Origin of the sequence: Streptomyces albipurpureus, assembly GCF_023701525.1 — a bacterium.
GTDB lineage: Bacteria > Actinomycetota > Actinomycetes > Streptomycetales > Streptomycetaceae > Streptomyces > Streptomyces albipurpureus.
The window spans coordinates 1-12,500 of sequence record NZ_JAMQAW010000084.1; the positions used below are offsets into that span (position 1 = coordinate 1).

The window sequence follows — 12,500 nt, forward strand, 5'->3', positions numbered from 1 at the left end:
ACCTATGACAATGATGTCGTACATGGCCCTCTCCTACCGTCAGGTCTCCGCCCGCAGGGATTCGATATACATCGAAATCGAAGCCACCGTCGGATTGAGGAACAACCGATCCATCGGGACCTCAACACCCAGTTCCTCGAAGAAGGCCCCCTGAATTCTCGCCATGATCACAGACTGGCCACCCAGAGCGAAGAAGTCGTCATCGAAAGAAATCCCATCGCGCTGGAGTTCCCGGCACCAAATGGCCCGCACCCCCTCAGCAATCATCGCAGCCCTCCCGTTCACCAACAACGGCCGGTCAACCACGCCAACACACCGACGCCCGAATTCCGCGACCAGTGCCGCACGGTCCACTTTCCCGTGCGGACTCAACGGAATCCGCGGGACACTGAGAAACCGGACCGGCACCATGTTCCGCGGCAACATCTCCAGCAGACGGGCACGCACATCACCCTCGTCCAGGCCGTCGCCCACCGGGACAACGAAGGCGACCAGCTCGACCTCGCCACCGCCACCGTCCCCGGCCACCACGACGGCCTGCCGGACCCCAGCCAGCCCTCCGAGCACACGCTCGATATCAGTGGGATCAACGCGCATACCCCGCACCTTCACCTGCGCGTCCATCCGACCCGCCACGACCAGCTGCCCGGACCCGGTGGCATAACCACGGTCACCCGTGCGATACAGCCGACGCAGCCCACCATCGACCAGGACCGTCGTGAACCGCTCGGAGTCGAGACCTGTGCCGTTGAGGTAGCCCACGCCGACGCTGGCCCCGGAGATGCAGATCTCGCCGTACTCACCCGCCCCGACACCGCGCGCCTGCTCGTCGAGGATGTGAATCTCGGTGTTGTAGACCGGACTACCGACCGGGACGATGTCGTGCTCGCCGGGCCAGTAGCCGGCCAGGTCGTACGACGAGGCGACATCCGTGCACTCGGCGACCCCGTACTGGTGCAGGAGAGTGCAAGTGTTCCCCTCCCGCCGGGCCCAGTCCGCGATCCGTTCGACGTGCAGCGGCTCCCCGCCGAACAGCACGTAGTCCAGCCGGGTGAGTGCCTCACCGCCACGCGCCGTCTCCCAGTCCACCAACAGGTACAGCGTGCTCGACGCGCAATGCACGGTGCGTATCCCGTGCTCGGCCACCATGCGATAGGCCATCGCAGCATCGAAGTTGCGGCTCGCCATCAAGTACTGGGTGGCGCCGCAGAACAACGGCATCATCAGTGCGCGTTGGGAGAGATCGAACCCGAAGGCGCTGACGACCAGGTTCCTCGACCCACGGTGCAGGCCGTACTCGAGCACCAGCCAGTTCAACAGGTTGAACCAGCCCTCGTGCCGCACCCCCGTCAGCTTCGGCACACCGGTCGATCCGGACGTGAAGACCGCGTAGCACAGATCGTCCCCGGTGACCTCGACATCGGGATCAGTCACCGGGAGACCCTCCAGCTCACCCGGTAACCGCTCAAGCGCAATGACCTCGACGGTCGCCGACCCGACCAGCCCGGCCGTCGCGGGGGACGCCACGATCAGGGCCAGATCGGGGACCTGACCCAGCAGCAGCCGGAGCCTCGCCGCCGGATACGACGGGTCCAACGGCACATAGGCCGCACCCGCCTTCAGCGTGCCGAGGACGACGACGACCATATCGATCGAGTAGTCGAGGCAGACACCGACCTTCGCGCCCCGGCCGTGTCCGCGCGCGGCGAGGAAGTGCGCGAACCGGTTGGCCCTCGCGTCCAACTCCGCGTACGACACCCGCTCCCCGGCGCAGAAGACGGCGACAGCATCCGGAGTGACCCGGGCGTGCGCCTCAAACCGCCCGTGCACAACGGGCACCAAAGGCAGGGCGACCTGCCTTCCCTGGAGGATCATCAACCAACTCCGATGTGACGGGTGCCCGATCGGGCGAGCGCGGCAGCCACTGTCGAGTAGCGGTCCAGTTGGTCGGCGTTCAGTCCACCGCCATGGCCTCCCGCAGGCTCTTCGGCCGCATGTCGGTCCAGTTCTGCTCGACGTATTCCAGGCACTCGGCCCTGGCCGCCTCGCCAAAAGCCACCCGCCAGCCCGCGGGCACCTCGGCGAACACCGGCCACAGAGAGTGCTGGTCCTCGTCGTTGACCACGACGTAGAAACGGCCGTCCTCATCGTCAAAGGGATTCGTGCTCACTGCCACCGTCCTCAATAGCGTCACGGGGTGACTCGGGATAGGGAAATCGTCAGGGCCAGGCGCGGATTCGCCGACCGGCGTCGTCCTGTCGACGGGACATCCTGCATTCGCGGGCACGCTGATGCTCGTGTAGGACGGTAGGACTCGACCGCCAATGTCACAAGAGTGGCGGAATCGCTGAACTATCGGTCGTCTGTCTGCCTCTATATCCCACCGGAGTTCCGTGTCAGCATGTCTGGCCTCCCAGGTCGAAAGACATCAAAAGCGTCCGCCGCAGTCAAAAACCCTCGCGCGGTAGTGGCCGTGATCGCGCCGTCGGGAGGGGAATGGGAATTCCTGATGGACGCATGGGCCGAAGCCACGATCGCGTGACTCGGCCAGCTCCGCGGGGCCAGCCTGCGGTCACCGACCAGGCACCGGTGGTACATCCCGTAGAGGAAGAGCCCACTGATGCCTCCGCAGTGGACACAGCGCAGCAGGTGGTCAGGGACCTTGTCGAATGAACGGCACTGCGGATCGGCGCATCGGCCAGTGCCTTCCGTGGCGATAGTGAACTCGTGCCGCCGCTTCGCGACGGCACGGGCCGATCAGCAGCCGCTCCGCGGCGGGGAGCCCCATCAGGACCAGCAGGGTCAGCCCTTCCACACCGGCCATGCCCGCTGCGCGGGCCAGCTTGCCGACTGTGCGCGGCTGGAGCTCCCGCTGCGCAGTGGCGGTCGGTCCCCGTGGCCCGCGCGGGGGTCATCGCCTCGGCGAGTGAAACTGGGCCTGTCCCGCCGACGAGACAGGGGAAAGCACCGCGCGACCCACGCGTGATCCCTCCGTGTCCGGTAGTCCGGGCGACGTCAGCTTGGACTGGCAGGACCCGGCCAGGCCGACTCCTTCAGGGATTGGAGGATCACAACGCGCACCTGGTCGGCGCGCTACCTACCTGGAGAGTGAGAGGGATTCCAACGTGACACCGACTTGTGCGAGCGCGATCTGGTCGCTTTCCCGGCCGGCGCCGACCACAAGCGGGAGGTTCGAGCCATGACGCGGCCGGGAAGGGTCAATCGGCGGCCGAAGCCGGCACAGGCTGGGGTGAGTGGAGCTCGACGAAGGGAAGGACCTCACGGAAGCGCAGGACGGTGCCGTGGCAGTAGTTGGCGTTGTGCTCAAGACTCCGCTGCGGCATGTAGGGCATCTTCTGCCGGGCATGATGGTTGACGCGCAATGTGACCCGCCCTGACGCGTCAGCCTGCACGTCGGCGTCGAGCATCTCGCGCGCCACCAGCAGGGTGGCCAGTTCCGTGGACACCTCCACGATGAAACTCTCCGCGTCACCCAGGCCCCGCACGACGATCTCCGTGAACTCGTGGTCCGGCACCCGCACCGACTCGCGGTAGATGTAGGGCCGTGCGATCAGGTCCATCTCGAACGTCTGCCGGGCCATCGGGTCCGACCACCACTCCTGGGACGTGACGTATTCGACCAGCAACGCGTCGAACTCCTCGCGATGGGTGCTGAGAATCATGTGACCGATCTTGCCGCTGAGAAGCACGTCATAGTTGCTCAGGTGAGCCAGTGACTTGGTGAAGAGCTGGAGCACTTCGGTATCCGACCGGTCCTCGAAGTAGCGCGCGACGCTGGCGAACAAATCTCCGTAGGAGACGATGCCGGCCGAGTCGAGATAGCCGGAAAGCAGGAACAGGCCGCGCATGTTGTACACGGTATGCAGTGCGTTGTACATCCAGTATCCGTCTCGGACAGCGTCCTCTGACACCCAGTTCGTGGCGACCACGACCTCCGCCTCGGACACGTCGCTCGGTACGGCCTCCGTCGCCAAGCCGTAGAGTTCGCGCTGCTTCTCCATGGGCGTGTTGTGCAGGAGCAGCTGCGGGTAGACGATGATGGTGTCGGCGTAGGACCGGCACAGGTTGGTCAGCCCGTCTTTGAATGACTCGAAGGTCTCCCCCGGCAGGGGCCAGATCAGTTCCACATAGGAACTGATCGCCTTTTCCCTGAGCGTACGCTGCAGTTCGACGTAGGTCTCTTCGCGAATGTTGGCTCGCTCGATGAGCTTGAGCGACTTGGGATTCAGTGTCTGCAGCGAGATCGGTTGGGTCACCATGAGGCCGCCGCGTACGAAGATCTCGGTGATCTGCGCCATGCGCTCCGGCCGGTTCTTGGCAGCCGCCATGTACACGACCAGCGGGGACCCCGTCTCCTTGCTGCGCTCCACGAGGTGCTGGGTCATCGCCACATCGCGGGGTGACTGCCCCCAGTTCGCGTCGGCGATGAAGAGGCCGGAGAACCTGTTGTTGCTGATCCAGGTCAACTCGTCCCTGATCCGCTCCTCCTCGTACTTGACCACCTTGGAGTTGGTGGCCGCGCCCCAGTAGCAGAAGGTGCAGCGGAAGGGGCACCCGCGGTTCGTCTCGATGATCCCGAGGCTGAACTCGTTGCCGTCGAAGACGCCCGTGAGGAAGGGCGAGGGAATCTCCATGAGGTTGTTGATGCGCGGTGCGGGTTCCGTGGTCACAAGCTCACCGCCGGACCAGAAGCTGAGTCCTGGGACCTGATACAGGTCGGGCGTCGGGTTGTTGAGCTGCTTGAACAGCTCCAGGGACGTTCTCTCCCCCTCCCCGTTGCACACGTAGACGTTCTCGGGCGCATCCGCCAGGTAGGTCGAAGCATGGTTCATCACCTGCGGGCCGCCGAGCAGGAAGTGGGCGTGCGGCTGCCGCTCCCGTAACCCCTTCAGCAGAAAGCTGACCAGCTTCATGTTCCAGATGTAGCAGCTGAAGGTGTAGATCTTTGCGTACTTCCCGGCGAGGTCCTCCAGCAGCTTGTGCCGGTCATCGGTCACCGGATAGGAGACTATTTCGAAGTTGTGCGTCGCCCTCACCGCGTCGTCCGCCTGCGCGCACGCCTGGATGTAGCCGGACGCGAGCGGCAGGATGTTCTCGTAGGTGGGAATCTCGACGAGCACGACCTTCTTGCTCTCCTGGTCGTCCCTGCCAGCCTCATGCGCGCCACTGTTGATGAGCATGTCAGACCTCCTGGCTCGGATCCCGTGCGCCCTGTCCCACCCGCAGGTCGATTCGGTCGGCGAGGTCGGCGAGAACCGGCGAGTCGATCAGAACTCGCACCGTGAAATCGATGTTCCAGATGCGGCGGGCCTCCAGAACCACCTTGGTGGCCAGCATCGAGTCCCCGCCAAGGCCGAAGAAATCCTGTTCACGTCCAACTTTGTCGAGCTTGAGGACGTCAGCCCAGATCATCGCGAGCTGACGTTCTGTCTGCGTCTCGAAGTCGCCTTCCATTTGATGTCCTTGTCTGCGCTGGCGTCTTGTCCGCAACCTTCGGCGAGAACTCGGTGAACGGGCCTCGCCTCGAACCCGAAACGCTTCAGGTCCACGTCGCTGATGTGGGCTTCCGGCCACTGGCCGGAGTAGGGCGAGGGTCCCGCCGGCGTGCCTCGTACGGTGGAGTTGCTTCCATCGTCAAGCGACCGGGCGCCCGTGGCCTCGCAGGTGCATGTCCGCGAGCGTCTGGGCGACTGCCTTACGGTCCGCCTTGCCGCTCGGTGTGTGCGGTATTTCCGGCAGAACCGTGATGGAGATGGGCACGGATTGGCTGGGCAGCAGCTCGGTCAGGGCGGCCATCGCCCGGACGGAGTCCAAGGCCCCTTCCCCTCCGTCGACCGTTACGGCGGCCCGCAGCTGACGGGAGCCCTCCTCGATCTCGATCGGAACGCACACCGCCTCGGTGACGCCCGGCTGTTCGAGCAGGCAGGCATCCACCTCCAGCGGGTTCACCCGGACGCCGCGGATCTTCACTTCGTTGTCGGCCCGGCCGACGTAGTGGATCACATCGTCTTCGAGCCGCACCAGATCCCCCGTGCGGAAGACCCGGTCGTGGCCGTGACGGGTGCGGTCCACCGAGACATACCGCGCCGTATTCAGGTCAGGCAGATTCAGATAGCCGGCCGACAGAGGCAAGCCGGCCACCAAGAGCTCCCCCACCGCCGACTCGCCTTGATCGACCGGCTCGACGATCACCTCACAACCCGGCAAGGGGCTCCCTATCGGCGGCAACGTCGGCCAGTTCTCCGGTGACCCGCTCAGTGTGTGCGCGGTGACCATCGCAGACTCGCTCTGCCCGTAGTGGATGTTCAGCCGACAACCCCGCAGCCGTCGGAAGAAGTCCCTCACAGCGGGGGTGCAAACGAGCTGCTCACCACCCAGATTCACCTCCCGGAGGGCAAGACCGTCAAGCGAATCGGCGGCGGCCGCGGCGGTGGTGAGCATGTTCAGCGCCACATACGGCAGGAACAGCCGCTCGATCCGGTTGTCCGCCAACCAGTCGAGCAGAGCGATCGGGTCACGCCGCAGCGGCTCGGGCATGATCACCAGCGTTCCTCCGCCGCACAGCGTGCCGAGGACCTCCTGGAACCACACATCGAAGTTGAGCGGCGTGAACTGGGCGGTCCGCAGGTCCGGCCGCACCGAGTGACTCCGCTGCCATTCCGCCATGTTGTCGATACAGCGGTGCGGAAGCGCGACCCCCTTGGGAACGCCCGTGGACCCGGAGGTGTAGATGATGTAAATGGGCAGGCTCGCCTGGCACGACTGCCGCGGCGTGGCCAGATCCGACCTGTCTGTTGTCGATACTTCTGGGGGCGGCGGTATCCGCAGGGACTCCACATCGGTCGCAAACGCGGGCTCACTACCGGCGAACAGCAGGACCTTGGCACCGCTGTCGCGCGTCATGTACTCAAGGCGCCGCACCGGGTAGCCGACGTCCAGCGGCACATACGTGGCACCGATGTGCACCGTGGCGAGCATCGCCGCCACGATCGCGGCACTCCGCGAGCCGGTGATCGCCACCCGGTCTCCCGAGCCGATTCCACGATCCACCAGCAGCGCGGCGATCCTCCCGGTCCAGGCGGTCAGTTCGCCGTACGTCAGCTCACGGTCCTCATCGCGGATGGCGACCTCGCCCCGCCGCGCGGCCGCGGTCATGGCCAGCACCTCCAGCAGGCACGGCGGGTCCGCCGGGCCGCCCCACAACGAGGGCAGCGGATGGGACACAGTCAACCCTGTCGATTTACTTGCCATCTGCCATCCCTAGGCCAAGGTCACTCATGAAACCGCCGATCTGCCAATCAGGCTGATCCGGGTGGGCTGCGGGTGAATGCACCAATAAGGTGCTGCTCGATTCAGGGGATCCAAGCCGTGAGGTCTCTGCAAATGCACGGTGATGAAATCTCACTCGATGCTGCTGGATCCGTCTTTCAGACAGCAGGACTGATCTATATTCTCGGGTCGCTGGAAAATGAGATTACCATCGCCGTGATCCGATCCGAAGAGCTGGACTTACCTACCCCTGGTCGATCAGCTCGGCGACCCGGGCCTGGGTCTGCGTCAGGTAAGAGGCGCGCACGGATACTCGACGCCGCAGTCCTGCGACACCCGATCGCTGATCTGGATCCAGATCAGCGAATTTCCGACGAGCGCGAAGAGGACATCAACCGGCCCGACTCGCAACCGTTCAAGTATTCCCCACAGCACCGAGATCTGCTGCACGAGTGACATTGACACATCCGAAGGCGCTGCCTCGTTCCGACGTCTCATCCCGCCAGTGGACCCGCGGCCACGACTGCACCGCCAGGTGTTTCCCTCCGCCCCACCGAAAGCGCCAGCCAGGCCATTACCGGGCCGTACCGTTATCGCGGCAGACCTGGTCCTTTCCGGTGTCCCGTCGACGAGACGAAGCTCTCCGATAATCGAACACACGGCCCGCGATTCCCTTCCGTTCACACGGGACCAGTGGTGTCCATTACTCGCCGGCAAAGCGGGGTTGAGAGCAGATCAGCGAGTCGACCTGATGAGATGGATAGCAAATACAGGCGGGGGAAGGTCTATCCACGGAAGTCCGGCACCGCGCGACGAAAGAGCCGGGCAGCACTGGTGAACTCTCGGGTCTGCCCTCTTTCGAGCCCCCGACTGTCCCGCCGACAGGACAATGGTATGGACCCCGGACTCAACACCATGAGGGGGACGCATGCGCTCGCATATACTTGGCCGGATAGAACCCGAGCAGGAACATGAAGAACGGCATCGTCGTCCCGCACCGCGAGTTCGCGCGACTCGACCACGAACTCGGCCGATACGTCCGCACCTTCTTGGTTCCCGAAGAGAACCCCGCTGGCCTTCCATTCGGGCGACGACAGCGTTTTCCACCTGCGGCCCGGCGAGATCTGGTTCCTCGACGCAGCCGCCGTCCACTCGGCGGTCAAATGCGGGGAGTTCAGCGGACAGGCGCTCTGGGTCGACCTCGCCCTCGACGGCGCGTTCGGCGTAAGGGAAGCCTCTGCTGAGAGCACCGTACTGGCCCCGAACCGCAGCCCCATCATTCCCCAACGCAAGCCGTTCACCAGCGAGCGGGAGGTGGGGATCCTGACTCCGTCCGGCGTGATGGGACGCGAGGACTTCCGGGGCGGCCTGTTTCTACTGGCCGAGGTCCATTACTTCTACGAAGTTCATCCGAGCGAAGCCTTCGAGTGACTCGTGGCCGTCTCCAAGGGTGCCGGAGACGACGAGATGGTGGAGAAAGCCGACCAGTTCAGGGACTTCCCTGTCGGCGCGCGGGAACTCGGCGAGCTTTTTCACTGACCAGCTGGTAGGAGCCGCCCCACGGCTCCGGTGGATCTGGTCACGAAGATGGGAATTAGATCATGAGCCCGCACTGCACATCTCGGTCGAGGAATCGCGAATCTGATTTCGCTATCCGGACAACATCGACTGAAAGGGGTTGGTGACGTTGACCGAACTGGAACGGCTGGTGCGCGGCGTGCCCGATCCAGTCGTACGCGAATTCCTTTTGATGGCGGACGACAGCATCGTCGCGGTACTTCCCTACGCGCTGGCCGTCGCCGTGCGTCTCGACGTGGCCGATGCCTGTGCGCCCGACGGGTCTACGACCGAGGAACTCGTGGCCGCTGTCGGCCTCGCGGCGGAGCCGCTCCTGAGCCTGATGAACGCCCTCACCGGAGCGGGCTTCTTCGCCCGGGACCAACGCGGGCGCTTCACCCCCACAGAATTGGGCGCGGTACTCAAGGCCGATTCCACCGTGTCGATGCGGGCCACGTTGTCCAACATGGATTCCTATCGAGCCTGGCTGAAGGCAGCCGATGCCGCCGCGGATATGCGGTCGATCACAGCCGCCTCCGGCGAGACCTTCTTCGAAAGCCAGGAGGCCGACCCCACATCCGAGACCACCTTCAACACCCGGATGCGGGAGCGGGCCGTGCGCCTGTACGCCGGTGTGGCCGAACTGCCGGTGTGGGATGGGGCGCGCACGGTCATGGACATCGGCGGCGGCACCGGAACGGTGCTGTCCGCGGTCCTGCAAGCCCAGCCGCGGCTGAGGGGCGTGCTGTTCGACCGCGGTTCCGTGATCGAACTCGCGGCCCGCATTTCCCTGCTCGACCCGGTACGGGACCGATGCACGCTGGTGGCCGGCAGCTTCTTCAACGAGCTTCCCAGGGATGCGGATGTTCACCTGCTCTGCAGCGTGCTGCATGACTGGGACGACGAGAAGGCCGCCGACATTCTGCGCGCCAGCGCCAGAGCGCTTCCTCCCCGTGGCCGGATACTGGTGTGCGAACTCGTCGTTCCCGTGACCTCCGAACCCCATCCGGCGCGCTGGAGCGATCTTGGCATGCTGGTGCTCCTGGGCGGCCGGGAGCGCACGTTGCCGGAGTTCGACAAGCTGTTCGCCGCCGCGGGCCTGGTCCGGGACCGGGTGCTGCCGGTCGGGGAGTCGGCCTTCAGCCTCATCGAGGTGGTCCCGTCCGGCCAGGGTCCGAGGAGCATGTGACGACCGATCCCGAAACCGCTGGCCGGGCGAGTTCGGGACCCATGTCGGCGAGCACACGGAGGTCGGCGAGCGCCATGGCGTCGGTCAGTTCGCCGAGCAGGATGCTCAGCACGTCCGACGCTCGGCGCCGCGCAGGACCAGCGGCCCGACGGCCGCGGGCGGCCGAACGCCCCCACATTGGCCGCGAGTGTCAGCTCCTCTCCGGCACCGCCCCCGACAAGGTCCCAGACCGCGGGCTTGAGCGGGGTTCTGGCGGATCGCGGGAAGTCGCCGAGCGCCAGCCTCATGGCTTGTCCTCCACCGCGCTTTGGCCAGCGAGAGTCGCGCCGGACCGCGGCTGCTGGAGGGCACGCTCAGTCCAGGCCGGTCAGATTGCCCGCCTGCTGGCGCTCCACGGCCGCGTAGAGGGCGCGGATGTTGTTGTTGCCGAAAGTGCGGGCGCCTCGGCGGTCGATCAGTTCGTAGAACAAGGTGCCTCTCTGGTGCCGCGACTCGGTGAAGATCTGGAGCATGACCCCTGAGTGGTCGCGATCGGCAAGGACATTGAGTTCGCGCAGCGCCTCCATCGGGACGCCGATGGGGCCGAGCCTGGGTGTCAGCATCTCGTAGTAGCTCTGTGGCGTGGTGAGGAAGCGCACGCCTCGCTCGGCGCTCTTGGGCACGGCCGTCAGGATGTCCTCGGTCAGAAACGCGATGTGCTGGACCCCGGGGCCGTCGTGGGCTGCGATGAACCTGTCGATCTGGCCCGGGTCACGGGTGACGTCCGGCTCGATGACGGTGAGAGTCAGCCGTCCGGATCCGCTCTGGACGACCTTCGAGTCCATGGCCTGGGTCCCGACGACGATCCGCTCCTCGAAGATCTGGCGCAGGCCGAAGATCTCCTCGTAGCGGTGCACGGTCTCGTCCAGGGTGCCCGCGGGCACGCACACCGCGAAGTGGTCGACCTCCGTGAACAGTCCCCCGCTGAAGTCGCCGCAGCCGGTCTCATCGATCAGCGGGGCGAACGGGCCGCCGGACCGGGCGCGGGAGACGAAGCGGTGCTCCACGTCACCGAACCCGGTCACCGAGGCGAAGGCAACCCGGTCCCCTTCGGAGCCGAAGGTCTCGGGCGGGGCGACGGGGACGGCCCCCCGCCCGACCGCCTCGGCGAACGCGGCCCGCGCGTCGACGACGCGCAGGGCGATCACACCGACGCCGTCACCGTGCCGCCCGACGTACTCGGCGGCACGGTGATCGGAGCTGGTGGCCGAGGTCACCAGCAGGGTGATGTCGCCCTGCCGCAACAACACCGACTCGCATCCGTGCAGACCCGTATGAGCTCCACCGCGACCAGCCAGGACGAAGCCAAAACGGTCGCGTAGATCGGAGGCCGCCTCCTCGGCGTCCTCAACGAACAACTCGATGTGATCGATCGACTGGATCTCCATCTGTCACCCCCAGCATGCGCACTTGACCGGACTCAGTTGCGGACATGTGCGGCGGCACCTCCGACTCGATGAAATCGGCCGGTCGGCGGAGCCCCTCTGCCACCTCGGCGTGGGTCACCTAGCCGGTCGACAGCCGGATGGCGTGATCGCCCCCACCCTCCGGATGGAAGTAGGTGGGACATCCGCACCCGAAGGGCACCGAAGTCCGTGACGGCCGGGGGAAGATCCGCCGTGCTCAACACCGCTCCGCCGCTCACCCGGGGCTCCCGGACGGAATCGGACCCGAGGTCCCTCGCCGCGCCGTGCGTCTCCCTCATCGCGATCGCCTTCCGAAGTGGCCTTGCTGAGAAACGTCCTCGCTGGGAGGCGGAGTATCCGCGGCCAAGGCGTTCATCCGCCACACCGCATCACCGGCACCGCACAATTCTTTGGTTCGAGCAGATCGTGCACAAGACCAAGCCCTCAGGACTGGGCACAAGACACTTTCGACAAGGAGATCCTGGCCGCCTGGGCGCGCCAAGAGCTGTTGCGAGACCTGGTTTCGCCGGCGGGACGCCGCCCACTCCTCAGTGCCCACCGGGATCACCGATACGGCGAGCGAGGAGAACAACCGAGGGATCACGCTCGAAGCCCGCAAAGCGTAGACGTCCGCGATCGAGCCAACCAGCGCCCCCGGTCACACCGCGCAGCCGCCAGGCGGGCCACCGAGCGCTGCCGCCTGCCAAGTCCTGTGACCGAAATGACCGGCGCGGACGGCTGCACCGCGGACCATGCGTGTTCCTCCGTCTTGCGCAGCCGGATGTCCGGCGCGAGAGCCGCCATTTCAGCGCGGCATTGGAAACGGAGCGTGTCCCGCCGACGAGACACTGCCAGGCGCCGCGCGACCGCGCCGCTCCTGGTCGACGAATCCCGCCAGCGGGTGGTGCCCGAGCGTCCTCTTCCCCGTCGAAAGGGCAGGCTCGTTTCCATCGAGGAGCCCCGTCGCCCCGCTCCAACCTCGCCATCCCCGGGATGTACTTCTTCGACGCCCAGGTAGT

At 65.7% G+C, this 12,500-nt stretch carries 9 protein-coding genes and 1 pseudogene; 2 read left to right on the forward strand and 8 right to left on the reverse strand.

What is annotated here, in order from left to right; translation table 11 throughout:
• Positions 1–39: 39 nt before the first annotated feature.
• The 6 genes from NBG84_RS36670 to NBG84_RS36695 form a co-directional block, all read right to left on the reverse strand.
• Positions 40–1,875 carry a non-ribosomal peptide synthetase gene (locus NBG84_RS36670; RefSeq protein ID WP_250924041.1) on the reverse strand — a complete coding sequence of 612 codons (1,836 nt, stop codon included), beginning with the start codon at positions 1,873–1,875 and terminating at the stop codon, positions 40–42.
• Positions 1,876–1,954: 79 nt separating this feature from the next.
• Entirely contained in the window at positions 1,955–2,170 is a 216-nt protein-coding gene (locus tag NBG84_RS36675) for an MbtH family protein (RefSeq protein WP_250923949.1), read from the reverse strand.
• Between the two features lie 1,048 nt (positions 2,171–3,218).
• Positions 3,219–5,201 (reverse strand): B12-binding domain-containing radical SAM protein, encoded by a 1,983-nt coding sequence (locus NBG84_RS36680; protein WP_250924042.1) that lies wholly within the window; start codon positions 5,199–5,201, stop codon positions 3,219–3,221.
• A gap of 1 nt (position 5,202) precedes the next feature.
• Positions 5,203–5,475, reverse strand: coding sequence for a phosphopantetheine-binding protein (locus NBG84_RS36685; protein ID WP_250924043.1), 273 nt, complete (start codon positions 5,473–5,475; stop codon positions 5,203–5,205).
• A gap of 180 nt (positions 5,476–5,655) precedes the next feature.
• The gene (locus tag NBG84_RS36690) at positions 5,656–7,272 is read right to left on the reverse strand and encodes an AMP-binding protein (protein ID WP_250924044.1); all 1,617 of its coding nucleotides are present in this window, start codon (positions 7,270–7,272) and stop codon (positions 5,656–5,658) included.
• Between the two features lie 306 nt (positions 7,273–7,578).
• Entirely contained in the window at positions 7,579–7,740 is a 162-nt protein-coding gene (locus NBG84_RS36695; RefSeq protein WP_250924045.1) for a hypothetical protein, read from the reverse strand.
• 864 nt (positions 7,741–8,604) lie between these two features.
• Here NBG84_RS36695 and NBG84_RS41710 point away from each other — a divergent pair.
• Positions 8,605–8,649, forward strand: a pseudogene (locus NBG84_RS41710) (hypothetical protein); the annotation flags it as partial.
• 15 nt (positions 8,650–8,664) lie between these two features.
• Here NBG84_RS41710 and NBG84_RS36700 read toward each other — a convergent pair.
• Entirely contained in the window at positions 8,665–8,826 is a 162-nt protein-coding gene (locus NBG84_RS36700) for a hypothetical protein (protein WP_250924046.1), read from the reverse strand.
• Positions 8,827–8,971: 145 nt separating this feature from the next.
• Here NBG84_RS36700 and NBG84_RS36705 point away from each other — a divergent pair, with 145 nt between their 5' ends.
• Positions 8,972–10,036, forward strand: coding sequence for a methyltransferase (locus NBG84_RS36705; RefSeq protein WP_250924047.1), 1,065 nt, complete (start codon positions 8,972–8,974; stop codon positions 10,034–10,036).
• Positions 10,037–10,389: 353 nt separating this feature from the next.
• On the opposite strand, the gene hppD is transcribed toward NBG84_RS36705, so the two are convergent.
• On the reverse strand, positions 10,390–11,463 hold the full coding sequence (gene hppD / locus NBG84_RS36710) for a 4-hydroxyphenylpyruvate dioxygenase (protein ID WP_250924048.1): 1,074 nt from the start codon (positions 11,461–11,463) through the stop codon (positions 10,390–10,392).
• Positions 11,464–12,500: the final 1,037 nt, after the last annotated feature.

Excerpts from the sequence above, each read along its gene's own strand:
- NBG84_RS36670 (WP_250924041.1), bottom strand. The coding sequence starts at position 1,875 with ATGATCCTCCAGGGAAGGCAGGTCGCCCTGCCTTTGGTGCCCGTTGTG.
- NBG84_RS36680 (WP_250924042.1), bottom strand. The coding sequence starts at position 5,201 with ATGCTCATCAACAGTGGCGCGCATGAGGCTGGCAGGGACGACCAGGAG.
- NBG84_RS36685 (WP_250924043.1), bottom strand. The coding sequence starts at position 5,475 with ATGGAAGGCGACTTCGAGACGCAGACAGAACGTCAGCTCGCGATGATC.
- NBG84_RS36690 (WP_250924044.1), bottom strand. The coding sequence starts at position 7,272 with ATGGCAAGTAAATCGACAGGGTTGACTGTGTCCCATCCGCTGCCCTCG.
- hppD (WP_250924048.1), bottom strand. The coding sequence starts at position 11,463 with ATGGAGATCCAGTCGATCGATCACATCGAGTTGTTCGTTGAGGACGCC.